This window comes from Burkholderia sp. MSMB1078WGS (genome assembly GCF_001528895.1).
Taxonomy (GTDB): domain Bacteria; phylum Pseudomonadota; class Gammaproteobacteria; order Burkholderiales; family Burkholderiaceae; genus Burkholderia.
In genome coordinates, this window is the sequence record NZ_LPDI01000085.1 from 1 (window position 1) to 25,661 (window position 25,661).

Here is a 25,661-nt window from a genome sequence, read left to right on the forward strand (position 1 = left end):
ACATCAAGGACCCGACGCAGAACATCGTGTGGGTCACGCCCGAAGGCGGCGGCGGGCCGAATTACCCGAACATGTAAGCTGCCGGAACCCTTCTCCCCCTTCTCGTCGAAAAAATCATCCTTTTGGTTGATTCAATCCATTGCCGCGGCTACCTAGAATCGGCTCGATCCTGTTCGACAACATGATTCGAAGCGCCCGTCGCTCGTCCGTGAGTCGCGCGTCGCCCAATATCCGTTTCCCGTAGCGGGATCGATCGTGCAATCGAACGGCAGATGCAGCGATTCCTGCTTCAAGGAGACCCTCGCGAATCAGTGAACCTCTACCTGCCGGCTCACGTAAAACAAACATCCATACCATGCATGTAGACGAAACCGCGACCTACTACACGGCAACCGCCAAGTACGACTTGAGCTTCCCGTCGCTGGAAGCCGATCTGGAAACCGACGTGGTCATCATCGGCGGCGGATTTTCGGGTATCCATACCGCGCTCGAACTTGCCGAGCACGGGCTCACGAATACGGTCGTGCTGGAAGCCCGCTATCTCGGATATGGCGGCTCCGGCCGCAACGGCGGCCATGTCATGGTCGGCGTCGGACACGACCTCGACGGTATCCGGCGCGACGTAGGCGAAGACGGCCTGAAGGCGATCTTCGCGCTCAACGAACTGGGGCCGCAGATCATGCGCGAGCGTATCGCCAGGTACGACATCCAGGCGGACATTCGCAGCGGTTATGGTTATCTGGCCTTCAATGCGCGTCAGGCCCGCACCCTCCAGCAATGGCAAGCCGAATTTTCGTCATTGGGATCACCGCACGAAATCCGCTACCTCGAAGGCAGCGAAGTGAAGCAAATCATCGGCTCGGACGTCTATCATGCAGCACTCCTTCATAATGGTTGCGGTCACGTTCATTCGCTGAACCTGCTGCTGGGTGAGGCACAGGTCGTATCGGAGCGCTACGGCGTGCGCATTTTCGAACACAGCCCCGCTCTGCAAGTCACCTATGGCGATCGCGTCCATGTCCGCACGGCGAAGGGCAACATTCGGGCTAAGCAACTGGTATGGGCAGTGGATGGCTTCAACAATCGCATCGAGCCCGAACTGCATCGAAAGACACTCGACGTCTGGGCGTTCAATTCGGTTACCGAACCGCTGCCGGCCGCGCTGATCGAGCAAATCAGCCCGATCCGTGGTGCGTACAGCGATATTCGACCGGTCATCGACTATTTCCGTGTCACTACCGACAACCGGCTGATGTTCGGCACCGCGCACCAGTTGCTCGAATACATGCCCAGCGACCTGTATGCGTTCTGCCGGGCTCGCATGCTGCAGATCTTCCCGTACCTGAACGACGTCAGGATCGACATGGCGTGGGGCGGCCCGCTGCCCTGCAGCCTGAAACTCTTTCCGCAACTCGGCACACTCGTCGACCGCCCGAATGTCTTCTACGTACAGGGCTACTCCGGTTTCGGCGTCACGCCCAGCCAACTGCTCTGCAAGATCCTGGCGGAAGGGATCATGGGCGGCTCCGAGCGCTATCGCCTGCTGAGCTCGATCAGCCATGCCTCGATCCCCGGCAAGGATCATTTCCGCGCGCTGCTGGTCAGTCTCGGCAAGCTTGCCCATCAGACGTCCGGCTATTTCCACGGGCGCCGTTGAGCGCCACTCGAAACTTCCCGTTCAGGAGCACACCATGTCCATGATTCCTCTCCAGCAAGGCAAAACCATCGCCGAACTCGCTTCGATCGGCAGCCTGACGGCCCTCGGAGGCGAGATTCTCGAAGGAGGCGACGTACAAGCGTACGCACACAGTACCTACGGTACCTTCACGGACCCGGTAAATGCAGGCTATTTCGGCACCAGCAAGGGCAAATACCGCCTCGTCTACCCGTTCTCGGAGCAGGCGACGATCATGCATGGCGAGGTGCGTATCACCGATGAATCGACGGGCGAGACTCGGCACTTCAAGGCCGGCGACTCCTGGTTCGTTACGAAGGGCACATCGACTATCTGGGAAGTCCTGACTGACGGCTACACGAAGCATTTCCTGCTGTTTGCCTGACGACACGCCGGTTCTTCGCATCCTTCAACGTCCATTTCTTTCGATGGATTTCCCATGACAGCGATTTCAATCCTGCCGGAAGTCACGGCCTTTCTTTCCCGCCCTCACGGCCACTACATCCACGGTCGCGCCGTCGAAAGTCGAGGCGAGCGCATTGCGGTCGTGAACCCGTCGAACGAACAGGTAATCGCCGATGTCGCCGACGCGACACGCGACGACGTCGATGCAGCGGTGGCATCAAGCCGCGCCGCGTTTGAAGGTGCATGGGGACGGACTACCCCGGCCGAGCGGGCGAATGTCCTGCTTCGGCTGGCCGACCTGTTCGAGAAGCATCGCGAGGAGCTCGCGCAAATCGAAACGCTGCAGTCGGGGAAGATCATCCAGATTTCGCGCGCATTCGAAGTCGACCAAGCCATCGGCTTTCTCAAGCACTACGCCGGCGCCGCCACGCGCATCCACGGCGAAACCATCACGCCGTCGCTGCCGTCAACCGCTCGACCGTACCGGCTACTTCGTGACGCCGACCGCAGTCCTCGTCGACGATCGCCGCGCGAAGATGCTCAGCGAGGAAACCTTCGGCCCGATCGCGACGTTCCTGGCCTATGACGACGAGGCAGAACTCGTGGACCTGTTCAACGACACACCGTACGGGTTGGCGGCAAGCCTGTGGACCAACGACCTCGGCAAGGCGATGAACCTGATTCCCCGAATCGAAGCAGGTACCGTTTGGGTCAACATGCACACGTTCCTCGATCCTGCGCTGCCCTTCGGCGGCGTCAAGGCATCGGGCATCGGCCGAGAATTCGGCGCGGCCTTCATCGACGATTACACGGAACTGAAGTCGGTCATGATCCGGCACTGAAGAACACCCGGCATCTCGCACTCAAGGGCCGGCGCTGCGAGACGCCGGCCCTTTGCATTCGTGCCACGATCAGAACGTGTGCTTGATTCCGACCGATACGGCCACTTGCGACGACGCATTTGCGCTACCCACGTAGGCCAACTGTGCGTAGTTTCGCATCGCGCCGGTCAGCGGGTCGATACCCAAACCGTCACCGGCCATCCTTTCATAGTTCACCGTCGCGTACAGTGCGGTCCGCTTGGACAGGCTGTAGATGCCGCCCACACTCACCTTGTGAATATCGGTCCGCGAATCGGTGGCCGATATCTTCGCGAGCGTATAGCTGTACGCGACGCCTGCCTGCAGCGCCGGCGTCACGTTGTAGAGCGCGCTGGCCTCGGCCGTGTCGAACCGGATATCGCTGACCGGCCCTGCAATCGCCGTCAGGTAGCGGCTGCCCAGCAGCTTCGCCTGCGTAACCGCAGTCGACAGGGTCAGCTTGTCGAACGCATAGCTGGCGCCTGCTCCGAACGTGCGCAGTTCGTCGCTGTCGTGCATCCCGCAGTAACTCGACGGACTTTGTCCGCAACTGAGTTCACCGATATACACCGTATCTCCACGCAGCCCGGCGGTCAGCGGATTGCGCATCGACAGATAGCCGGCCGCGGCCGAGAACGGACCGTTCGAATAGTTGATCGCCAACGCCCACGCGCGGTTCGTCGCAAATGCACCCGCCTGGTTGCCGAAGCTGAATGTACCGCCAAGCGACAGTCCCGAAAAGCTCGGGCTCAGGTATTTCACCGCATTGTTGACATTGAAGGCGGCATTGAGATTGTCGATATCGCCGAAATGTGCGCCGGCAGGCCCGGCCCAGGTATTGCTGACCGCAAACGGCGCCAACGCATCGGTATACGAATCGAACTGCCGCCCTAACGTAAGCGTACCCCATCGATCCGACTGGATTCCGACGATGGCAGTCGCGTCGAACAGGGCATTCTGCTCGAACAGCGCACCATTATTCGAGAGGAAATAGTTCCTCAGGTCGAAGATCGCACTGTATCCGCCACCGAGGCTCTCGGTACCCTTGAAACCCAGCGTGGTCGGCGCGACGTTTCCGCTCGTCATGCTTCACGCACGCTTTCCGGCGACACCGCCCGCCACCGATTGCTGCTGATTGTTGACGTACGTGATGCCGGTGTCGATCACACCGTATAGCGTGACGCTGCTTTGTGCATGAGAACTGCCGCAGGCAAGCATTGCTGCCACCGCGATCGCACCACCCTGACCTCCGCGACATGCCAGATCGAATAGACATGCTTTCATCAGTAGTTATCCTTAGTTTTTGGGACGCATGCCGACAGCTTCTTGCCGGCCCCGCCTGTCTGACTTTCCCGATTAGCCGCACTATCTCGCGGCTAGCCGCCGGTTCGGCGGAACGGATGACCGTCCCGCCGAATCGATTGTCCTGCACCGATCCACTACGCCGACATCAACCGTTTGGTTGATTTCGTGACCTGGACGGGTAAACACTTAAGGGGGAGTGACGTGGACAATGCCGCGGAAGCGGAATGCCGATACGAACGTAGGGGAATGACGGAGCGCGGAAACTGATGAATAGCGTATTGCTGCCGAGACGCACGGACCCCGGCAGCGAAGATCAATGAAAACCGTACTCGGACAATTTCGACACGAGCGTCGAGCGATTCGACACACCGACCTTATGGAAGATCTTCAGTACATGGGTCTTGACTGTTGCCACGCTGATATTGAGGCTCGATGCGATATCGTTGTTCGTAGTCCCCCGCATCATCAAATCGACCACATCGATTTCACGCGACGACAACAGGAAGCGTTGCGCCGCCTCCCGCTTGAGAGTCGGCGTACCGCGATTGCGCGCCCGGCAGAGATTGAACTCGATGTACGGCTGCATCGCATCGACTGCTGACAGGATCGCCGCATCGTCATCGCTATCGTGAAGCAGCAGCGACATGCCGCCGACGACGCGCCCCTCGTTCCGAAACAACATCTCCACGATGTCCGTATAACCATGCGCGCGAAGGAATCGAACATAGTGCTGATCCTCCGGACAGTGACCGACGCGCTGCGTCAGCACCGCACTGCGCACATCCGACAGGGCGACCCGATGAATCTCGAAGGGGTCGTACTTGCACATGCCGGTTTCGTATTGGCGATGGAACGTCTCGGGCACCTCGTGGCGCTGGAAATTACAGTAACCAGTGTTGTCGTCGACGAGATAGAACGCCACCGTCTTGACCCCGGTCGTCCGCGCCACGAAGTGAAGGGTCTCTTCCGCAAAGCGCGAATCCGCCGAGAACTGATTCCGCCGCCCCGCATTCGTCCACTCGCACTCGTGCATTTCAACTACACCTCGCTCAATAAACGCCCCAGATTCGCGTACAGCGCCGGGCGAGCCGATCTGAGCCACATCGCAAACGCGGCACCGACGACCGCAACCGCCAGGGTCGCGAACGGCACCAGACGCGCGACGATCGAGTCGCTGCCGCTGAGCAGGTCGATATGCGCAAATATCTGCCACAGACAGAAAAACGGCCCCAGCGACGCCAGCGCAGGCGCCACGAGACGCTGCCAGATCGACACGCCGCGGCTATTCTTCCAGAAAAATCCCAGCACGGCCAATGAAGCGAAACCCTGAACCGCAACGATGCCGACCGACGCCACGACGCTCGACCACGGGAGTACGCCCAACAGCGGATCGACATGCTTCACGGCACAAGCCGTCAGTACCGCCAACGCACAAGCCGTCTGCACCGCGCTGGCAACATAAGGCGTTTGCTGAGTCGCATGGGTGCGCGCCAGGGCAGGCCAGATCACACCCTCTCGCGCAAGCGAGAAGAAGTAACGGGAAATCGTATTATGAAAGCTGATCAATGCGGCGAGCAGGCTCGTGATCATCAGCACGCCCATTGCATCGGCCGCCCAGTTGCCCACCAGCTTCCCCGTCATCGCGAACCACATGTTGCCGGGATCCTTGCCGGCCTGCACGATCGCCTCGGCAGGACCGTAGGCGGTGATGATCATCCATACCGAGACGGCATACAGGCACATGATGACGGTGATCGCCATGTACGTTGCGCGCGGGATACTGCGCACCGGGTCCCGCGCCTCCTCGGAGTAGATCGCCGTGGTCTCGAAGCCCATGTACGAGCCGACGACGAACACCAGGGACGGTCCGAACCCTGCGGTGAACACGGTCGACGGTGTGAACGAACTGGGCGAGAAGCCCTGGGGGCCTCCATGAATGGCAACCGCGGCATCGAAGATCACGATGATGGCGATTTCGCATCCCATGAGCATGCAAAGGAACTTGCCGCTGAATTCGACGTTGCGGTAGCCAAAGTAATGCACGACGAGCACCACGGCTGCGGCCGAAATCCACCATGGCACGTGCACCGCAAAATGGGCTTCCGCCGACTGACTGATGAAGAAACCGACCAACGCATAGCAAGCAAGCTGCATCGCGTTGTAGGCCAGCAGCGCGAGGAACGCACCGCCGACGCCGGCAGGCCGGCCAAGGCCCGTCGCAATGTAGGCATAGAACGCCCCGGCGTTTTTCACGTAACGGCTCATCGCGGCGTACCCGACGCTGAAAAGCAGGTAAATCAGGCCAGCGAATACGAATGTGCCGGGAACGCCAATCCCGTTGCCGAGACTGATGCTCACGGGTATCACGCCGACAAGCGCGGTCAACGGGCCGTTGGTCGCAATGACCAGAAATACGATCGACAACATGCCGAGCGCGTTTTTCCTGAGCGCTGGCTTGCTTTGGACATCTCCCTTCATTTTCGACTGTCTCCTGAATCCACGACCTTCTCGATGAGGTCGGGTGAAGACCATTCTTCAAAGCCAAATCACCGCGCACAATCAACCGTTCGGCTGATTTTTTCTTTCAGTTTCCATACACCAGCAACCGCCGCCAGCCTTCGCCAGCAGCGGCGCGCCGCACGCCGATGCGCGAGCAGTGTAGCGAACATCCGTCGATGCGAACTTCGATCGAATGGGGCCGACGACTGGCTGCACACCGCAAACGCTGCACGTACGGGTCAAGCGCGAGCAGGCCGACCACGGTAAGCGCAGTAGCGTGACGACGGACGAGCATGGACGCCCCGAAGGTCAGGAGCGCGAAATCGACGAAATGCGAGTGGCGGAAGGCGGCAGACTCTCGATTGTCAATGCCATGGAGGAAGCCCTATTGCGCCGGTGCGTCCGCCAGGTCGCATTGCACGCAGCGATTACCCTCTGCGAGGCGATATTCTCCGGATCAATTGTTAGTTCGACATGGGGGAGAGACCTTCCCCCTTTGCTTCGCAAGAAGGCGGTGCCCGTGACAAACCGAACAAGGCAGTCAAGCCAGAAAATGTGGCGGAAGTCCGATCGTTAGTTCATCACATCACTCGTTTGTGCGCTGTGTGCACTACCGATGCCAATTGCGGTCTCCGTTGCCAATCCTCCGCTTCCGTCACGCCGCCGCGAATGCGAGAATCTGACTCGCGACAACACGTGGCGCCTCCTCCGGCATGTAGTGGCCGCAATTGTTGAATACGCCGCCATGAACGTCTCGAGCGACGAGGCGCATGGTGTCGAACAGCATCGATCCGACGCCCGTCTGCGCTCCAAACGCGAGCACCGGCATGTCTAGCTTGGTCCGGGCGCGCTGGCGGCTGTGTTCCAGCCCCTCGACACCGAGCATGTGCCGGTAATAGGAGAGCGCTGAGCGCGTCGCGCCAGGTGCGGCGTTCACTCTTACATACTCTTCGAGATCGGTGGGCATAATGGTCCATCCGCGAAGCGCTTTGACGCGGAACAGCCAGGCCAGGAATTCCCGCTCACGGCCCTGCAGCAAGATTTCCGGCAGATCCTCTAGACGGTTGAAAGCGAAATGCCACGTCTTGACATTGGCTTCTTCGGTCGGAATGCCTGCTGACGGGGGCGGCGAGATGCCGGGCAACGCCGCGTCGAAGACTGCGAGACGGCCCACGTCTTGCGGCCACTCGGCGGCATACGCATAGCCGATCCAGGTGCCGAGATCATGTCCCACGACGTCGATCGGACCATCGGACACCAGTTCCAGCGCTTCGACGAACCCGTGAATCTCGGCTGCCACCGTTCGCATGTCGTACCCGGCGGCAGGACGATCCGAATCTCCCATGCCTCGCGGATCGATGGCAATCACGCGTCGCCCCGCCGCGGTAAGCAGTGGCATGACATACCGCCATGCATACCAGCTTTGCGGCCATCCGGGCAGGAGCAACACTGGCGCGCCGCGACCACCCTCCACGAAATGCAGGCGCACGCCGTTCACTGTGGCAGTACCGTGATGAAACACACGCCAGAATTCGGTGGCATCAAACGGCGGGCATGTATCGGCCGCCGACGTGCAAATTACGCTCTGCTCCATGACAACTTTTCTCCTCTGCTCAATGTTGCGCCAACACACCGCCGGTGGGTAGCGCGAGTAACGGACGACTCATCGGTGCGATGGGCGCGGGCGACCGGGACGGAACTCGGTCGCAAAGACCATTGCCGCCACCATTGGCAAAGCAAAGCCGATCGCAGAAGCGAGCGGCCATCCGAGAGCGGAACCTGGGTTTCGACGCCATCGATCTTCGTCGTGACGTGCAGGCCCATGACCGACTCGGGATCGATCTTGTGAGCCGTCAGTAGTTCGGTGAGGCTGGCGTATTGCGGCGTGTCGTCGGCTTCTTCCGTTTGCTGCTGCTGGGCTACAGCATTGGGATCGGCAGCCTGTTCTTGCTGCTCGTCGGCTACAGGAGCAGCCTGCGCATCTTCATTGCGCGGTCGCTCTGCTTCCGTCGCGCCCGGGTTGTCCCAGAAGCTCTGAAACTGCGCTTCCTGACCGGCCGGGGCGCCCAGTTCTTGGGTAGTCCCTACAACATCGCTCATTTGCTCGCCTCAAATAAAAAAGCCACCCGAAGGTGGCTTGTGTTGGTGATGCGGTTCGTTATCGGTTGAGCTGATACCACTTACGCTTCTGTTCTTCCTGCGCCAACTGGATCTGGGCCATCTCGCCCGTTTGCTTGAGCTGCTCGAAGAAGCGCTCGAAGGCATCCCAGCACTGCAACGCGATGATCAGCCGTGTGTGCATCGTTTGATCCGACATCGGAACCTTACGCATCTGCGCAGTCAGCGTGTCGAGGACGTGCTGCTTCGCTTCTTGGAAGATTGCGGAATCGAGCAGTTCGGCAGCACGACCGCCGCGGACGACTTCTTCTTCAGGCGTCATTCATTACCTCAACGAATTCGATGCATCCCCAACCATACTTTTTGGCCCGTTTTGCAAATTCCGGATCATGGGTAAGCATCCATTCGCCTGCACCAGTAGGCCATACAAGCCAATGACGCCCAGGCTGTCGATCCTTATCAACTGCTTCCACGCTGAACCTCGCTCATATCCTTATTGACCATTGCGCCGGCATCGGCCATTGCGTCTTGCTTGAGCTGGCTCGCGACGATGCTGCCGATTGCGAAATGTCCTACTGGAACGACTGACCATGAACGACCAACAACAGAGCCGCGCTGATGCGCTGACGAGCCGCATGACCGAATTCGATGTCCTGCTGGACGGGTATCAGGAGGCATTGCAAGACGGGCCGCTGAAAGAACGGGCGCATGCTCGAAACGAACTGCGGCGCGCCTACAGAACCGCACTGCTCGCCGCATTCCCTGTCGAGCAGCCCGCAGAAGCGCCGTTCGTAGTCGACCAGAGCGACCCGTTATGGCCGAAGCATCTGTATGAAAACATGAAGGCGGCGCACGAAGTCTATGCAAATGATCCGCCTCCCGAGTCGGCGCCGATCCCTGCCAATGAGACAGGTGCGGAAGGGGCAGACCTCGCGGATTTTCTGGAACTGATCGATAACTATCAGTGCGCACAGAAGGATGGCACGGAAGACGAGCGAGCAAGGGCTCGCATCGCACTGATAGATGCCTATCGTGCAGTGCTATCCCGCTCCCCCGCTATGGCGTCAGCAGCGCCGGCCGACGAGGAACGCCAGAAACGTTACGCCAGATCGATGATGCTGTACGACATCGGCATCGCGATCTCCATTGCCGCAACCATATGCGGGGTAATCGGGATGGCCAGATGGCCTTTTCTAATCGCCACGGCAATCCTTTTGCCAACCGCGTTGGCGGTCTACGCATTAGCCAAGAAGATCAGCCCATACAAGTAAAGGTCACATGGAAGTCTTGCAACGGATACTAGAGATTAGCTGGAGGGAGTGGACCGTGAGCGATACATTCTTGTCGCCCGAAGAAGTGGCGGAATTGTCCGGCATCCGGACTGGCCGGAAGGGAAAGACGAGGGAGCAGCTACAGATCAATTGGCTGCGCGCGTCAGGGATTCCCTTTTGGACGAATGCCCGCGGTCGCCCGATCATCGCCAGGTCAGCAATAGAAGGTCGAAACGCAAAGGATTCGACGGATAAGCCGAAATGGCAACCGAAGGTGATGGCACTGGGGTGAGATCATGGGACGGAAGCCCACAAGAAACAAGAACCTTCCGCCTGGCATGCGGGCTCGTCACCGGGGGAAGATCACATACTACTACTACGACCATGGGGGAAAGCCGAGACGCGAAGAACCACTCGGCACTGATTTCGTTCTGGCAGTTAGGCGCTGGTCTGAGATCGAACAGGCCGAATTGCCGCGTTCGCTCGCTCCTACGATCAATGACGCGTTCACGGCCTATATCCGCGATATGTTGCCTCTGAAGTCACCTCGCAGCCAGAAGGACAACATTGAGCAGATTGCATTGCTGAAAGAATTCTTTGACGGCGCGCCTCTTGATGAGATTGAACCGGCACACGTCAAGCAATATATGCACTGGCGCCACAAGAAATCAGTCGAATGGTATCAGTCCAAGGGCCGTACTGCGCCGCCCAATGCAGGCCACGTCCGGGCTAATCGCGATGTTGAGGTCCTCAGTCACATGTTCAATTTCGCACGCGAAATCGGCATGACGAAGGCGCCTAACCCGTGCCTTGGAGTGCGCGTCAACAAAGAATCTGGGCGCGATGTGTATGTCGAAGATGAGTTATTCAGGAAGGTCTACGAGAAGGCGGACCAACCAACCCGTGACGCGATGGACCTTGCCTATCTAACCGGGCAGCGTCCGCAAGATACGCTCTTGCACGATGAACGAGACATCCGCGACGGCTACATGCACATCGATCAGGGTAAGACGGGGAAAAAGCTTCGCATGGAAGTCTCCGGGGCGCTGAAGGCTGTGTTAGACCGGATTCGAGCACGGAAGGCCGGATACCGAGTCGTGAGCACATTCCTCGTCGTCAACGAGATGGGACAGCGCATGACACTCGATACACTGCAACGGCGGTTTCGGGATGCTCGTCGGGCAGCCGGCGTCAAGGATGGCGACTTTCAGTTGCGAGATCTGCGGGCCAAGGCAGGCACCGACAAGACCGACATCACCGGCGACATTCGGCAGGCCCAGAAGCAACTCGGGCACACGTCCGTCACCATGACAGAGCACTACGTACGCAATCGGCGCGGGGACAAGGTGAAGCCAACCAAATGATGCTTTTGCGGAAAATGTGCAAATTTGCGGAAACTAATCGAGCCGTGCACTACGCGGCTCGGCCAGCTAAAAGCATTGTGGCGGAAGGCAGCCAGAGTCGAACTGACCCGGGAGTGTCTGACACCCCCAACCGGGTTTGAAGCCCGGCCGTACCACCGGATACGAATGCCTTCCGCAGGGAAAAAACCGAAAAGAACGACGAGCGCCTACGCCTGAATACCCACCCAACCGCTGTCAGGCCGCAGGTAGTGAAGATCGCGGCGGAAGCGAGTATACCCAACCCGATCGAAGAACTCGAGAATCTGGATCGCGCGCTTGCGACCGAGCCCCGTCGCATCGCGGAACGTCGCGGCATCGAGCCCGCCGCCGCGCGACGGTGCGAGATGTGCGACCAGTTCCGCCAGTTCGCGTGCGACGTCCGCATGATAGAACAGGTCGCGCACGACCTGATGCACGTCGCCGCGCCGTGCGAGCTTGCGCAGCAGCGTGCGCACCGCGTCCTCGGCAGCACCCGTGTCGCGGGCCAGGTCGCGCACCCACGGCGGATCGAAGCGCCCCGCGTGGATCAGCGGCAGCAGTTGCTGCGCCAGCGCTTCCTCGCGCGGCTCGAGGCTCACGGAATGCGACGGCAGATGCAGCCACGGCCCGCTGCGCGCGACTTCGCCGCCCGCCGCCAGCGCATCGACGAGCGCGCGCCACAGGGCATCGCCGACGAGCGGCGCAGCCATCCGCCGCAAGCGTGCGGCGTCGAGCCCCTGCTCGTCGGGCACGCGCTCGTGGTACGCACGCAGCGTATCGACCGCCCGCGTCTGCAACGCACGCCAGTGCGCATGCGAAATCACCGCACCTTCGTTCGACGCGGCATCGCGTCGTCCGATCGCCAGCGCATCGTCGGGCAACACCAGCGCATCGGGTGCGAATCCCGTCAGATGCGTGAGCGTCGCGCGCGCAATGCCGAGCGGCGCCTGCGCGAGCAGCGCATCGAGGCGTCCTTCGTCGAGCCACGCCGCGAGCGCATCGAGCCATGCGCGGCGCGCAGGCGTGCGGCGCTTGCGTGCCGGCCCGAACGGATCGAGCACCCGGCCGCCGCCGACGGTACGCGTCGCCTGCGGATTGCGGACGATGAAACGGTCGCCCGGCAGCGCGAACACCGGCTCGTCGAATACCAGTTGCACGCGCATCCGCTGGCCGGCCGCGAGCGTGTCGCCGTCGAGCAGCGCGACATGGGCCACGCGATGCAGCGTGCCGAGATGCACATGCAGCGGCGCCCAGTGAGTCAGCGTCAGCCCCGCGTCCGCGAGCAGCGTCAGGTCGACGTCCAGACGCGGCGACGTCGCGACGAGCCGCGCATCGGCGACGGTGTCGCCGCGCTCGACGTCGGCCTTGTCGACGCCGGCCAGGTTCAGCGCGCAGCGCTCGCCCGCGCGCCCGGCATCGACCGGCCGGTTCTGCGCATGGATGCTGCGCACGCGGGCCGCGTCGCCCGTGCGCACGATCGCGAGCGTGTCGCCCGTCGCGACGCGGCCCGCGAATGCGGTACCGGTCACGACGGTGCCTTGCCCGGCGAGCGTAAACACGCGATCGACCGCGAGCCGGAACAGCCCGTCGTCGCGACGCGCACGCCACGCGGTCGCCGCGTCGGCCAGATGCTGCTTCAACGCGGCGACGCCCGGATCGCCGGCCACCGTGGCACGCGTTTCGAAGATCGGCACGCCGGCCAGCGTCGAATCGTGCAACCACGCGGCGATCTCGTCGCGCGCCTCGGCAACGCGTGCGGCATCGACGCGATCGCATTTCGTCAGCGCGACGGCGCCATGCGTGACGCCGAGCAGTTGCAGGATCGCGAGATGCTCGCGCGTCTGCGGCATCACGCCGTCGTCGGCGGCAATCACGACGAGTGCGAAGTCGATGCCGCATGCACCGGCCGCCATCGTGTGAATCAGTTTCTCGTGGCCCGGCACGTCGATCAGGCCGAGCACGTCGCCGTTGTCGAGCGGCGTATACGCGTAGCCGAGCTCGATGGAGATGCCGCGCGCCTTCTCTTCCTTCAGCCGATCGGTGTCGACGCCCGTCAGCGCCCGCACGAGCGTTGTCTTGCCGTGGTCGATGTGTCCAGCGGTCCCGACGATCATGCGGCCGGCCCCGCGAGCGGCACGCATTGCGCGGCGAACGCCGCTTCGTCGGCCGCTTCGAGGCAGCGCAGATCGAGCCGCAGCGCGTTGTCGCCCACGCGGCCGATCACCGGGCGTGGCCATTCGCGCAGGCGTTTTTCGAGCTGCACGAGCGCGCGGCCGCTGCGCTTGCCGTCCGCGGCGCGAACGACGAGCCCGGCGCTCGGCAATTGATCGACCGGCAGCGCACCGCTGCCGATCTGGCTGAACATCGGCTCGACCGTCACGTCGAAACCGCTGCCGAGCGCCGCCTGCAACACCGGGCGCATGCGTTCGGCGGCTTCGGCAATGTCGCGCTGCGGGCGCGTCAGCAGACGCAGCGTCGTGAGCCTGTCGCGCAGGAATTCAGGCGACTGATACAGGCGCAGCACCGGTTCGAGTGCCGCGAGCGTCAGCTTGCCGACGCGCAGCGCACGTTTGAGCGGATGCTTCTTGATCTTCGCGATGAGCGCCCGATCGCCGACGATCAGGCCGGCTTGCGGGCCACCGAGCAGCTTGTCGCCGCTGAACGTGACGACGTTCGCGCCGGCAGCGACGGTTTCCTGCACGGTCGTCTCGTGCGGCAAGTCCCATTGCGACAGGTCGGCCAGCGTGCCGCTGCCGAGATCGACGGCGACCGGCACCCCGTGCTCGCGCGCGAGCGGCGTGAGCTCGGCGAGCGTCGTCTCCTTCGTGAAGCCGCTGATCGCGTAGTTGCTGCAATGCACCTTCATCAGCAGCGCCGTGCGCGAGCCGATCGCATCCGCGTAGTCGCGCAGATGCGTGCGGTTGGTCGTGCCGACTTCGCGCAGCTTCGCGCCGGCACGGCTCATGATGTCGGGGATGCGAAACGCGCCGCCGATCTCGACCAGCTCGCCGCGCGACACGACCACTTCCCGCTTCGTCGCAAGCGCCGACAGCGTCAGCAGCACGGCCGCCGCATTGTTGTTGACGATGGTCGCGGCTTCCGCGCCCGTCAGCTCGCACAGCAGATCGTCGATCAGGTCGTCGCGGTCGCCGCGGCGGCCGGTGGCGAGATCGAACTCGAGGTTGACGGGCCGCGTGAGGGCGTCGACCACGGCACGCACCGCATCGTCGGGCAGCAACGCTCGCCCGAGGTTCGTATGCAGCACGGTGCCGGTCAGGTTGAACACGGGGCGCACGGCGCCCGCGCTCTGTGCGGCCAATGCGTGCGCGACGGCCGCGGCGATGCGCGGCTCGTCGAGCGGCTCGGCCGCCGCGGGATCGTGCTGTGCCGCCGTGCGCCAGCGTTCCAGTTCGGCGCGCACGGCATTGAGCACGCGCGTGCGGCCATAGTCCGCGACGAGCGGCTGCAGCGGCGCCGACGACAGCACGCGCTCGACCGACGGCACGCGCGCCAGCACGGCATTCAATTCATTCACACCCGGTTCGGTCACGTCGTTGTAGCTCCAGTCTCATGCTCCGCAGTCGGCCGGGGCCGGCGCTCGCGCGCCGCCACGGCCCCGTGCCGTCAGTCCGCCTCGCGCGAGACGTCGGGCCACAGCAGCGGGTTCGGCGAACTGCGCTGGTAGCCGGCCTCGTTCATCAGCAGGTCGAGCGTGAGGCTTGCGAGATCGTCCGCCAGCGGCTCGAACTCGTAGTCCTTCTCCTGATAGCCGATCTTGCGATAGGTCTTGCACTCGTCGCACGATTCGGCCTTGATGGCTTCGCTGCCGCCTTCGATCCCGTGATACGCGATGCCCTTCGTCGAATCGCAGTGCGAGCACTTGGTGCGCACCATGTGCCACTCGGTCGTGCACAGCCCGCACTGCAGGAAACGGTAGCCCTGGTACTGGCCGCCGACCCGAACGACGCTCGCGACCGGATGCGTGCCGCACACCGGGCACAGCCCCGGCTGGTCGAGATACGGGACATCGGCCGGCGTCACGCGGCTCGCGAGATCGGTCCACGCGACCTGCAGCGCGGCCATCAGGAACGGCGCGGTGGCCGGATCGACCTCCGCGAAGCGCAGCGCGAGGATCGCATCGGCCTGCGCGTCGAGTTCGGCGGGCGCCGTCAGGCGCAGCCGGTCGAGCAGCTTCGCGAGCTGCGGATTGACGAGCCCGGCGCTTTCGACGCGATCGAGCAGTTCATACAGCACGGCGCGCCACCGCGAATCGCGCTGGCCGTCGAGCGCCGGCACGAGCGGCATCGAATGTTCCTGCGCGCGTGCGATCGCTTCCTTCGACGGCAGCGGCAGCTCCAGCGTCTGCAGCGTCGCGTGCTGCGCGTCGGCGACGGTGGCCATCAGCCGCAGATAGCCGCTGATCGGGTTCAGGTCGGCAAGCTTGCGCAGCCGCGCGGCGCGCGCCGCGAACGCGGTCGCACGCTCCGGCAGGCGAAAGCGCGGAATGGCCGAATGATCGAGTGCCGAGATCTCGGTCGGCTCCAGAATGCGTTGTGTCACGAAAATGTCTTCCAAAAAACGAAGCGCCGACGAATCGGCGCTTTCGGGCGATTCCGGCGGTTGGCGGAACGATACGCCGCAATCGGCGTACCGCCCCGCTCCGCTGCGTTACTTCACGCTTTCACGGAACCACTTCGGGTGATGCTTGCGGGCCCAGCCCAGCGTGACGGTGCCCCGCACCATCGCGCCGATCGAACCCTTCACCCACAACGCCGCGTAAATGTGCACGATGATGCTCGCGATCAGCACGAAGGCCGCCACGGCATGCACGACAGCGGCCGCGCGAATGATCCCGATCGGGAAGTAGAACGAGAAATAGCGCCGCCAGATCACGACTCCCGACAGCAGGAGCAGCAGCAGGCACGCCACCAGCGTGAAGAATAGCAGCTTCTGCCCGGCGTTATAGCGCCCGACCGGCGGCAGCTTGTCTTCCTGGTTGGTCAGCACGTCGCCGATCTGCTTCAGCCACTGCCGGTCGTCCGCGTCGAGCGCATTGTGGTGCCAGAAGCGCACGACGAGGATCGCGAACGACACGAACATCACGAGGCCGACGAACGGATGCAGGATCCGCGTCCACTGACCGCCGCCGAACAGCGCGGTGAGCCAGAACATCGACGGATGGAACAGCGCGAGCCCGGACAACGCGAGCAGCACGAACGTGATCGCGGTGATCCAGTGGTTCGTGCGCTCGTTCGGCGTGTAGCGGACGATCAGGTTGGGGTCGTCGTGGTTCATTTCGCGTCCTCCTTGATGCGTCGCGCTTCGTCGCGCGCGGCCGATTCCTCTTCGTCGCTCACCTCGTTCGGACCGACGCGGACGTAGTGGAAGAATCCGGCCAGCGCGGTCAGCGCGAGGCCGGCGACCGCGAGCGGTTTCGCGATGCCTTTCCACAGCTTCACCATCGGGCTGATCGACGGATTGTCGGGCAATCCGTGATACAGCGACGGTTTGTCCGCGTGGTGCAGCACGTACATCACGTGCGTGCCGCCGACGCCCTGCGGGTCGTACAGCCCCGCATGCTCGAAGCCGCGCTCCTTCAGGTCCTCGATGCGCTCGGCCGCGTGCTGCTTCATGTCCTCCTTGGTGCCGAACACGATCGCGCCCGTCGGGCAGGTCTTCACGCAGGCCGGTTCCTGGCCGACCGCGACGCGGTCGGAACAGAGCGTGCACTTGTACGCGCGATGATCCTTCTTCGAGATCCGCGGCACGTTGAACGGGCAACCGGTCACGCAGTAGCCGCAACCGATGCAGTTCTCCTCGTGGAAATCGACGATCCCGTTGTTGTACTGCACGATCGCGCCCGGCGACGGACACGCCTTCAGACAGCCCGGATCCTCGCAGTGCATGCAGCCGTCCTTGCGGATCAGCCACTCGAGGTCGCCCGCCGGGTTCTCGTATTCGGAGAACCGCATGACCGTCCACGAATGCTCGGTCAGGTCGGCCGGGTTGTCGTACACGCCGACGTTGGTGCCGACTTCGTCGCGCAGGTCGTTCCACTCCATGCACGCCGTCTGGCATGCCTTGCAGCCGATGCACTTCGATACGTCGATCAGCTTCGCGACGCTCCCGGTCACCGGTTCGCGCACCGTGGGCGGTGGCGTCGTGGTGGCCGAAACCCGCTTGATATCCAGCGATTGCAATGCCATCTCTCCCCCTTACGCCTTTTCGACCTTCACCAGGAACGACTTGAATTCCGGTGTATAGGAGTTGCCGTCGCCCACGGACGGAGTCAGGGTATTGGCGAGATAGCCGGGCTTCGTCAGGCCCTTGAAGCCCCAGTGCAACGGGACGCCGACCGTCTGGACCTTCCTGCCGTCGATCGTCAGCGGCTTGATCCGCTTCGTGACGAGAGCGACCGCGACGATGTAGCCGCGCTTGGACGACACCTTCACGCGCTCGCCATGCGCGACGCCGACTTCCTTCGCGAGGTCTTCGCCGATCTCGACGAATTGCTCGGGCTGGATGATCGAGTTCAGCCGCGCATGCTTGGTCCAGTAGTGGAAATGCTCGGTCAGCCGGTACGTCGTCGCGACGTGCGGGAACTCGGACACCTTGCCGAACGATGCCCGGTCGTCCGGGAACACGCGGGCGGCCGGGTTGTTCAGCGCCAGCGGGTTGCCCGGGTGCAGCGGGTTCGCGGCGAGCGGCGTCTCGAACGGCTCGTAGTGCTCGGGGAACGGACCTTCGTTCATCCCCGCGCGGGCGAAGAAGCGCGCGACGCCTTCCGGGTTCATGATGAACGGCCCCATCCCGTTTTCGGGCGGTTCGTCGACCTTGAAGTCCGGCACGTCGACGCCCTTCCACGCGCTGCCGTTCCAGCCGATCAGCTTGCGGGTCGGGTCGAACGGCTTGCCGGCGACGTCGCACGATGCGCGGTTGTACAGAATCCGCCGGTTCGCCGGCCATGCCCACGCCCAGTTCAGCGTCTGACCGATGCCGGTCGGGTCGGAGTTGTCGCGGCGCCCCATCTGGTTGCCGGCCTGCGTCCACGCGCCGCAGAAGATCCAGCAGCCGCTCGCGGTCGTGCCGTCGTCCTTCAGTTGCGCGAACGCGGCGAGCTGCTCGCCCTTCTTCACGAGCGTCTTCGCCGGATCCTTCGGATCGGGCAGATCGGCGAGCGCTTTCCCGTTGAACTCCATCGCCAGCTCCTCCGGCGTCGGGCTTTCCGGGTTCGCGTACGGCCAGGTCAGGTTCACGATCGGGTCCGGGTACTTGCCGCCGTCCTTCTGGTACATCTTGCGCATGCGCAGGAACAGCCCCGACATGATCTCGAGGTCGCTCTTCGCTTCGCCCGGCGGCTCGGCGCCCTTCCAGTGCCACTGCAGCACGCGGCTCGAACTCACGAGCGAGCCATCTTCCTCCGCGAAGCAGGTGGTCGGCAGGCGGAACACCTCGGTCTGGATCTTCGACGCATCGACGTCGTTGTAGTCGCCGTGAGGTTTCCAGAACTCGGACGTCTCGGTCGCGAGCGGATCCATGATCACGAGCCACTTCAGCTTCGCGAGACCTGCCGCCGTCTTCACCTTCGACGGCGCCGCCGCGAGCGGATTGAAGCCCTGGCAGATGTAGCCGTTCATCTTGCCGGCATTCATCAGCTCGATCGCCTGCAGCAGGTCGTACTGCTTGTCCAGCTTCGGCAGGTAGTCGTAGGCCCAGTTGTTCTCGGCGGTGGCCGCGTCGCCCCACCACGCCTTCATGAAGCTGACGTGGAATGCCTTGTAGTTCTTCCAGTAGCTCAACTGGTTGGGCCGCAGCGGCAGCTGCACGCGCTTCTTGATGTACGCGTCGAAGTCCTGCTCGGCCTGCATCGGCAGCGTCATGTAGCCCGGCAGCAGGTTCGACATCAGCCCGAGGTCGGTCAGCCCCTGGATGTTCGAGTGGCCGCGCAGCGCGTTCATCCCGCCGCCGGCGATGCCGATGTTGCCGAGCAGCAGCTGCACCATCGCGCCGGTGCGGATGATCTGCGCGCCGATCGAGTGGTGGGTCCAGCCGAGCGCGTACAGCACCGTGCCGGCGCGGCCGGGAACGGCCGTGGTCGCGAGCATCTCGCACACCTTCAGGAACTTGTCCTTCGGCGTGCCGCACGTCTGCTGGACCATGTCCGGCGTATAGCGCGCGTAGTGCTGCTTCAGCAGGTTGTAGACGCAGCGCGGATGCTGCAGCGTCGGGTCGACCTTCACGAAACCGTCGTCGCCACGCTCGTAATCCCAGCTCGATTTGTCCGGGTACGCGTGCTTCTCCGCGTCGTAGCCGGAATAGATGCCGTCGTTGAACGCGAAATCCTCGCGCACGATGAACGTGAAGTCCGTGTAGTTCTTCACGTACTCATGCTGGATTTTGTCGTTCGTCAGCAGATAATTGATGACGCCGCCCAGGAAGACGATGTCGGTGCCGGTGCGGATCGGCGCGTAGTAATCGGCCACCGAGGCCGTACGCGTGAAGCGCGGGTCGACGACGATCAGCCGCGCCTTGCGGTGCGCCTTCGCCTCCGTTACCCACTTGAAACCGCACGGATGGGCCTCGGCTGCATTGCCGCCCATCACGAGAATCACGTCCGCGTTCTTGATGTCGACCCAATGGTTCGTCATCGCTCCACGGCCAAACGTCGGGGCAAGACCTGCCACCGTCGGGCCATGTCAGACACGCGCCTGATTGTCGAATGCGAGCATCCCGAGACTGCGGATGGTCTTGTGCGTCAGGTAGCCGACCTCGTTGCTGCCCGCCGACGCGGCCAGCATGCCGGTCGTGAGCCAGCGGTTGACCTTCGCGCCGTCTTCGGCCGTCTCGACGAAGTTCGCGTCGCGGTCGGCCTTCATCAGCTTCGCGATGCGGTCGAGCGCGTCGTTCCACGAGATGGGTTCCCACTTGTCCGAGCCGGGCGCCCGATACTCGGGATGCGTGAGGCGGTTCGGGCTGTGGATGAAGTCGATCAGGCTCGCGCCCTTCGGGCACAGCGTGCCGCGATTGACGGGGTGGTCGGGATCGCCTTCGATGTGGATGATGCTCGGCTGCGCATTCTTCGCCCCGTCGCCGAGGCTGTACATCAGGATGCCGCAACCCACTGAGCAGTAAGGACAGGTGTTGCGCGTTTCGACTGTGCGCGCCAGTTTGTACTGTCGGACCTCGGCCAGCGCTTCGGACGGAGAAAAGCCCATCAGGGCAAGACTCGATCCGGCAAGCGACGTGGCCGTCACCTTCAGGAACTGGCGCCGGGACATTTGTAGCATGGCGGTCTCGGCGTTATTGTGGGGTGGGGTGAAACTGAAAGGAATTATAGACAGTTCAGGCAACTATGATCGAATCCTCGGATCAATACCGATTTGTCCGACCAACTCTGCGATGATCCGCGTTCCGCGCGCAACCGACCCGTCATGAAACGACAGATCACTTCCGAAGCCACCCGTCTCGCCCAGCAGCAGGCCAACTGGGCCCTCACCGCGTTCAAGCGCTTCTCGTCCGACCGCTGCTCCGCGATGGCCGCGGGCATCGCGTTTTTCTCCGCGTTCTCGCTCGCGCCGACCCTCGTGATGGTGATCGCGGTGGCCGGCTGGTTCTACGGCGACGACGCCGCGCGCGGCCAGGTGTTCGAACAGGCGCACCAGTTGATCGGCGACGACGCGGCGGCCAGTATCCAGACGATCGTGCAGAACGCGCACCGCGCGGGCGAGCGCGGCGGCCTCGCCACGCTGATCTCGTTCGCCGCGCTCGCGATCGGCGCGTCGGCCACGTTCGCGTCGCTCAGCGCGGCGCTCAGCGTGATCTGGCCGGCCACCGAAAGCCGCTGGTCGAGCATGCTCGGGCTGGTGCGGGTGCGGCTGATCTCGTTCGGGCTCGTGCTCGGCGTCGCGTTCCTGCTGATCGTGTCGCTCGTGCTCGACACCGCGATCACCTTCATCGGCACCTGGCTGCTGGGCAATTCGCCGTACGTGGTCGTCACGAACTTCGTGCAGTTCTTCGTCGGCATCGCGGTGCTCGCGGCCGCGTTCGCTTCGTTGATGAAATTCCTGCCCGATGCGCGCGTCGCGTGGCGCGACGCCGCGATCGGCGGCATCGTGTCGGCGATCCTGTTCTCCGGCGGCAAGAAGCTGTTCGCGCTGTATCTCGCGCATGCGGGCACCGCGAGTGCGTTCGGCGCGGCCGGTTCGTTCGCGGTCCTGCTGATGTGGCTGTACTTCTCCGCGATCGTGCTGCTGCTCGGCGCGGAATTCGCGGCAGCCCGCGGCGACGCGCATCGGCCGGCCGAGCCTGCGGCGCCGGCCGCGTCCGCTCAAGCCGCCCATCAAGCCGGTCAAGCCGAGCATCGCCCGCGCGACGACTGATTTGCCCGCCCTCTGAAAACGGCCGTGCGTCGGTCTCGCGCGCCCCGCACACGCGCTCGCGCCTTTGCCATCCCGGCATTCGCCGCGCATTCATGCAGCGTCGGCGCCATCTCGACACATCGACGCGCACGCACCTGCAACGGCAAACGTTTGCACACCCTCGTTTTCCTGCTGTAACGGGCCGAAACGGGGGGTCTGCCGACATGTGCGTCAACTACTGAAACAATCGCGGCGCAGCAATTGTCAACTGTTTCATAAACAGGAACAGTCGTTGATGTGCTTGATATATATGGACTTTTTCCCGCTGTTACCTTTTCGAGACACTTTATTTTTTAAGCTTTCTTGCGTGTATGGCACTGAGCTATTCTCCAATCCGCAACAAATAACGATGAATCACTTGCGTGGAGAAACTCAACGATGAAGAAACTTGCTCTCTCGACCCTCTCGCTCGCCCTGCTGGGCGCGGCCGGCGCTGCTCAAGCTCAGTCGAGCGTGACGCTGTACGGCGTGATCGACACGTCGATCACCTATGTTCACGGCAACGATGGTCAAGGTAACAATTCGTGGTCGATGGGTAGCGGCAACCTGCAAGGCAGCCGCTTCGGCCTGAAGGGTTCGGAAGACCTCGGTGGCGGCCTGAAGGCGATCTTCCAGTTGGAAAACGGCTTCAACTCGGCATCGGGTGCACTGGGCCAAGGCCAGCGCATGTTCGGTCGCCAGGCTTTCGTCGGTCTGCAAAGCGACCAGTACGGTACGCTGACGCTGGGTCGCCAGTACGACCCGCTCGTCGACCTGGTTCAGGCAGTCACGGCTGACAACTACTTCGGCAGCGTGTTCGCCACGCCGGGCGACGTCGACAACAACGACAACAGCCTGCGCGTCAGCAACGCGATCAAGTACACGTCGCCGGTGTTCGCCGGCCTCCAGTTCGAAGGCATGTACGCTCTCGGCGGCGTCGCAGGCTCGACGGGCAAGGGTCAGACGTGGGCGGCAGCTGCAGCCTACAACAACGGCCCGCTGGGCGTGGCTGCAGGTTACTTCCACGCGAACAACGCATCGGCGCTCACGGCTGGCAAGCGCACCGGCTGGGCAGGCACGTCGGACGAGATCTTCGACAGCCCGGGCAGCAGCTTCATCAACAACGCGTTCACGTCGTCGACGTCGATCGGCATCGCGCAAGTGGCCGCCCAGTACGCGTTCGGCCCGGTGACGGTCGGTGCCGGCTACAGCAACGCCCAGTACAAGGCTGACGGCGCCTCGACGTTCGGCACGAACCAGAAGTACAACACCGGTCGCGGGTTCGTCACGTATCAAGCATCGGCACCGCTGCTGCTGGGCCTCGGCTACATCTACACGAAGGGTAGCGGCGACAACAACGCCAAGTACCATCAGGTTTCGCTCGGCGCGGACTACTCGCTGTCGAAGCGTACGGACATCTACCTGGTTGGCGCGTACCAGCACGCAAGCGGCCACAACGCCGATGGCAGCGATGCGCAAGCGTCGATCGGCTCGTACGGCATCGCCGGCAAGAGCTCGCAGGAAATCGTCGCACTCGGCCTGCGTCACAAGTTCTAAAAACGAAGTATCCGGCGTGCATGGCGTCTCCGACGCCTTGTCGCCGACCTGGAAAGCCAGCCCCGGTTTCGGCCGCGGCTGGCTTTTTTTCGTCCGTCTCCTGCAGGCGCGGCCGACACCGCCCGCAGGACCTCCGCGCCAAAGGCGAGGCCCGACATAGGTCGGCGCGCCGGCAGCGGCGCCTGGCGGCTGCAATGCATCCGCAACACCGTTTCCGATGTCAGGAGAGGTCGCCGTTTCTCGGTTGAGCGACTACCATCCGCATAGCCGGCGTCGCCCGGCTCGACCGATGCGAAATTTGTGCGCGCCGCGCGTCGATTCCGGCGGGCGTCGTCCGTCGTATCGATGGCGGCACACGGTTTGCCCCGGCCCCATACAGACAGGAGACTCGTCATGACGATTCAGAAAATCACGCCTTTTCTCTGGTATTCGACGCAAGCCGAAGAAGCAGCGGCCTTCTATGCCGGCATCTTTCCGGACTCGCGCATCGTGCGCGTCACGGCCGTACCCGGCACCGACGGCACGCGGATGGTCGAATTCGAGCTGTTCGGGCAGCCATTCTTCGCGATGAGCCACCCGAGCACGGAGGCGTTCAACCACGCGATCTCGCTGCTCGTCAGTTGCGCGGACCAGGCGGAACTCGACCGCTACTGGAGCGCCCTGCTCGACAACGGCGGCACGGCCGACGGCTGCGGCTGGCTGAGGGATCGTTATGGCGTGTCGTGGCAGATCGTTCCGGAAGCGCTCATCCCGATGATGGCCGACCGCGACACGGTCAAGGCGGGGCGCGTGGCCGCCGCGATGATGCAGATGACCAAGTTCGACGACGCCGCGCTGAAGGCCGCCTTTGCGGGCACGGCGGGCTGACGACAGGGGCGGCCGGCGCTCGCGTGACGCCGCGTGCTGTCGCGCCTTCGTCAGCAGGATGGCGATCGTGATCGACCACCAGCGGCTCGACGATGCCGGGCTTCCAGATCGCGGCGCAGCTAGTCGCCTAACTGCAGTTCGCGTCGCGCCCGATGACGCCACGGCACCACGTCGCCGAGCGCGATGACGGTGATCTCCAGCGCACGCACACCGTCTCGACCGGGCAACGCCGACGCGCCGAGCAGGTCCGACATCAGCGCGCCGCTTCGTCCGGGCGCACCGCGACCGTCGCCAGCAAATCGATGTCGCCGCGCAATTTCAGGCCGCCGTCGAGCGTCGATCCGAACGGGTGGATCGCTTGCGGCATCGCACCGGGCTGCCGTTCGATCGCGGCGCGCGCGGCGGCGACCCGGCCGGCGATGTCGTAAAGGAAGAGGTCCGTCACGATGGCGAACCTGGCGACGCGCTCGCTACGGAACGCGACGAAACAGCGCCTCGCGCGCAAGAAGGTCGTCGCCCGGCGATGCGCATATGGATGCGAATGTGCGGCATACGATCGGCCCATCGTGCGTCGGGCCGCCCGTCATTGCCACGCCGGCCGTTCGCTGCCGCGCGATTTGCGCGGCGCAATAAAAATCCCCGCACGCTGTCGCGTACGGGGATCGCGGGACATCGCAACGGCTGCCGACTTGCATTCGGCAGTCGTTGCGCGGCATTACGCTGCCGCGTCCTTCAGCTTCTTCAGCGCACGTGCCTTCACGCGCACGCTGGCCGGCTTCGCCGGGAACCAACGCTCTTCGCCCGTGAACGGATCCTTGCCGAAGCGCTTCTTCTTCGCCGGCACGACTTGTGCCGTGATCTTCAGCAGACCCGGCAGCGTGAACTCGCCTGCGCCCTTCTTGTGAACCGAGCCCAGCACGACGTTCTCGAGTGCGGCGAGCACTGCCTTGACCGCCTTCACTTCGACAGCTGCGCGCTCAGCGATGTGCGTTGCGAGCGATGCCTTCGTGAACTTGTCCTTCAGCGGCGTCGGAGCAGCCGGTGCTGCCTTCGCGACAGCCTTCTTGGCCACTACTTTCTTCGCGGGCGCAGCCTTTTTGGCAGCCACTTTCTTGGTGGCCGGTGCGGCAGCCTTCTTGGCCACCTTTTTTGCGGAAGTCGCCATGTTTCTCCTACCAGGTGTGGTCGTTGGATACACGAAGCGTGCAACGCGCGCGCTTCAACGCCGGATTCTACAAGCGCCTTGACGCTTCGTGCAGTACTTTTATGCGTTTTCACGGGGTTTCCCGCAGGTTTTGTTGCGCGCGACCGACTTCGTCGACGCT

25 protein-coding genes, 1 tRNA gene and 1 pseudogene are annotated in these 25,661 nt (G+C 63.2%); 11 read left to right on the top strand and 16 right to left on the bottom strand.

Annotated elements, in window-relative coordinates; genetic code table 11:
* The 5 genes from WT24_RS35855 to WT24_RS35420 all read left to right on the top strand — a co-directional run.
* Positions 1-77 (top strand): 4Fe-4S dicluster domain-containing protein (locus WT24_RS35855; RefSeq protein ID WP_133168007.1); only part of this gene is annotated, 77 nt, incomplete at its 5' end.
* A 278-nt stretch (positions 78-355) separates the two neighbouring features.
* Entirely contained in the window at positions 356-1,657 is a 1,302-nt protein-coding gene (locus WT24_RS20500; protein ID WP_060035713.1) for an FAD-binding oxidoreductase, read from the top strand.
* A 34-nt stretch (positions 1,658-1,691) separates the two neighbouring features.
* On the top strand, positions 1,692-2,060 hold the full coding sequence (locus tag WT24_RS20505) for a cupin domain-containing protein (RefSeq protein ID WP_060035714.1): 369 nt from the start codon (positions 1,692-1,694) through the stop codon (positions 2,058-2,060).
* A 54-nt stretch (positions 2,061-2,114) separates the two neighbouring features.
* Positions 2,115-2,666, top strand: coding sequence for an aldehyde dehydrogenase family protein (locus WT24_RS33210; RefSeq protein WP_257127532.1), 552 nt, complete (start codon positions 2,115-2,117; stop codon positions 2,664-2,666).
* Positions 2,575-2,922 (top strand): aldehyde dehydrogenase family protein, encoded by a 348-nt coding sequence (locus WT24_RS35420; RefSeq protein ID WP_060035716.1) that lies wholly within the window; start codon positions 2,575-2,577, stop codon positions 2,920-2,922. The genes WT24_RS33210 and WT24_RS35420 overlap by 92 nt, the downstream gene beginning before the upstream one ends.
* Before the next feature lie 69 nt (positions 2,923-2,991).
* Here the strand turns inward: WT24_RS35420 and WT24_RS20520 are convergent.
* The 6 genes and pseudogenes from WT24_RS20520 to WT24_RS20545 form a co-directional block, all read right to left on the bottom strand.
* Positions 2,992-4,224: pseudogene (locus WT24_RS20520) on the bottom strand (porin).
* Positions 4,225-4,558: 334 nt separating this feature from the next.
* Entirely contained in the window at positions 4,559-5,347 is a 789-nt protein-coding gene (locus WT24_RS20525; RefSeq protein WP_156441850.1) for a LuxR C-terminal-related transcriptional regulator, read from the bottom strand.
* Positions 5,284-6,723: an APC family permease gene (locus WT24_RS20530; protein WP_060035718.1), complete on the bottom strand. Its 1,440-nt coding sequence runs from the start codon at positions 6,721-6,723 to the stop codon at positions 5,284-5,286. Before WT24_RS20530 ends, WT24_RS20525 begins: the two co-directional genes overlap by 64 nt.
* Positions 6,724-7,399: 676 nt before the next feature.
* Positions 7,400-8,338 (bottom strand): alpha/beta fold hydrolase, encoded by a 939-nt coding sequence (locus tag WT24_RS20535; RefSeq protein ID WP_059792028.1) that lies wholly within the window; start codon positions 8,336-8,338, stop codon positions 7,400-7,402.
* Positions 8,323-8,844, bottom strand: a complete 522-nt coding sequence (locus WT24_RS34525; protein WP_156441851.1) for a hypothetical protein — start codon at positions 8,842-8,844, stop codon at positions 8,323-8,325. The genes WT24_RS20535 and WT24_RS34525 overlap by 16 nt, the downstream gene beginning before the upstream one ends.
* 58 nt (positions 8,845-8,902) lie before the next feature.
* Entirely contained in the window at positions 8,903-9,184 is a 282-nt protein-coding gene (locus tag WT24_RS20545; protein ID WP_060035720.1) for a hypothetical protein, read from the bottom strand.
* 268 nt (positions 9,185-9,452) lie between these two features.
* Here WT24_RS20545 and WT24_RS20550 point away from each other — a divergent pair, with 268 nt between their 5' ends.
* The 3 genes from WT24_RS20550 to WT24_RS20555 are packed head-to-tail and all read left to right on the top strand — an operon-like array spanning position 9,453 to position 11,497.
* Positions 9,453-10,133, top strand: coding sequence for a hypothetical protein (locus WT24_RS20550; protein WP_060035721.1), 681 nt, complete (start codon positions 9,453-9,455; stop codon positions 10,131-10,133).
* A gap of 55 nt (positions 10,134-10,188) precedes the next feature.
* Positions 10,189-10,425 (top strand): DUF4224 domain-containing protein, encoded by a 237-nt coding sequence (locus WT24_RS33220; RefSeq protein WP_257127533.1) that lies wholly within the window; start codon positions 10,189-10,191, stop codon positions 10,423-10,425.
* Positions 10,426-10,429: 4 nt separating this feature from the next.
* Positions 10,430-11,497: a tyrosine-type recombinase/integrase gene (locus WT24_RS20555; protein ID WP_060035722.1), complete on the top strand. Its 1,068-nt coding sequence runs from the start codon at positions 10,430-10,432 to the stop codon at positions 11,495-11,497.
* A gap of 78 nt (positions 11,498-11,575) precedes the next feature.
* Here the strand turns inward: WT24_RS20555 and WT24_RS20560 are convergent.
* From WT24_RS20560 to fdnG, 7 genes are all read right to left on the bottom strand, one after another.
* Positions 11,576-11,671: transfer RNA gene (locus WT24_RS20560), tRNA-Sec, on the bottom strand.
* A gap of 32 nt (positions 11,672-11,703) precedes the next feature.
* Positions 11,704-13,629, bottom strand: coding sequence for a selenocysteine-specific translation elongation factor (gene selB, locus WT24_RS20565; RefSeq protein WP_060035803.1), 1,926 nt, complete (start codon positions 13,627-13,629; stop codon positions 11,704-11,706).
* Positions 13,626-15,065, bottom strand: a complete 1,440-nt coding sequence (selA, locus tag WT24_RS20570; RefSeq protein ID WP_059501128.1) for an L-seryl-tRNA(Sec) selenium transferase — start codon at positions 15,063-15,065, stop codon at positions 13,626-13,628. The genes selB and selA overlap by 4 nt, the downstream gene beginning before the upstream one ends.
* Before the next feature lie 74 nt (positions 15,066-15,139).
* A complete protein-coding gene (fdhE, locus tag WT24_RS20575; protein WP_179949379.1) occupies positions 15,140-16,075 on the bottom strand; it encodes a formate dehydrogenase accessory protein FdhE in 936 nt (311 codons plus the stop codon).
* Positions 16,076-16,183: 108 nt separating this feature from the next.
* A complete protein-coding gene (locus tag WT24_RS20580) occupies positions 16,184-16,810 on the bottom strand; it encodes a formate dehydrogenase subunit gamma (protein WP_059501130.1) in 627 nt (208 codons plus the stop codon).
* Positions 16,807-17,721, bottom strand: a complete 915-nt coding sequence (gene fdxH, locus WT24_RS20585) for a formate dehydrogenase subunit beta (protein WP_027782651.1) — start codon at positions 17,719-17,721, stop codon at positions 16,807-16,809. Before fdxH ends, WT24_RS20580 begins: the two co-directional genes overlap by 4 nt.
* A gap of 9 nt (positions 17,722-17,730) precedes the next feature.
* The gene (fdnG, locus tag WT24_RS20590; protein ID WP_082742250.1) at positions 17,731-20,802 is read right to left on the bottom strand and encodes a formate dehydrogenase-N subunit alpha; all 3,072 of its coding nucleotides are present in this window, start codon (positions 20,800-20,802) and stop codon (positions 17,731-17,733) included.
* A gap of 144 nt (positions 20,803-20,946) precedes the next feature.
* On the opposite strand from fdnG, the gene WT24_RS20600 reads away from it, so the two are divergent.
* The 3 genes from WT24_RS20600 to WT24_RS20610 all read left to right on the top strand — a co-directional run bounded on the left by WT24_RS20600 (position 20,947) and on the right by WT24_RS20610 (position 24,336).
* Positions 20,947-21,894 (top strand): YihY/virulence factor BrkB family protein, encoded by a 948-nt coding sequence (locus WT24_RS20600; RefSeq protein WP_060035804.1) that lies wholly within the window; start codon positions 20,947-20,949, stop codon positions 21,892-21,894.
* Positions 21,895-22,311: 417 nt separating this feature from the next.
* Positions 22,312-23,469, top strand: coding sequence for a porin (locus WT24_RS20605; protein WP_060035723.1), 1,158 nt, complete (start codon positions 22,312-22,314; stop codon positions 23,467-23,469).
* A 393-nt stretch (positions 23,470-23,862) separates the two neighbouring features.
* Entirely contained in the window at positions 23,863-24,336 is a 474-nt protein-coding gene (locus tag WT24_RS20610) for a VOC family protein (protein ID WP_059792018.1), read from the top strand.
* Between the two features lie 119 nt (positions 24,337-24,455).
* On the opposite strand, the gene WT24_RS35425 is transcribed toward WT24_RS20610, so the two are convergent.
* The 3 genes from WT24_RS35425 to WT24_RS20620 form a co-directional block, all read right to left on the bottom strand.
* Positions 24,456-24,590: a hypothetical protein gene (locus tag WT24_RS35425; RefSeq protein ID WP_257127267.1), complete on the bottom strand. Its 135-nt coding sequence runs from the start codon at positions 24,588-24,590 to the stop codon at positions 24,456-24,458.
* The gene (locus WT24_RS34970; protein WP_179949380.1) at positions 24,590-24,781 is read right to left on the bottom strand and encodes a hypothetical protein; all 192 of its coding nucleotides are present in this window, start codon (positions 24,779-24,781) and stop codon (positions 24,590-24,592) included. Before WT24_RS34970 ends, WT24_RS35425 begins: the two co-directional genes overlap by 1 nt.
* A 270-nt stretch (positions 24,782-25,051) precedes the next feature.
* Positions 25,052-25,501 carry an HU family DNA-binding protein gene (locus WT24_RS20620; protein ID WP_006492882.1) on the bottom strand — a complete coding sequence of 150 codons (450 nt, stop codon included), beginning with the start codon at positions 25,499-25,501 and terminating at the stop codon, positions 25,052-25,054.
* Positions 25,502-25,661 lie beyond the last annotated feature (160 nt).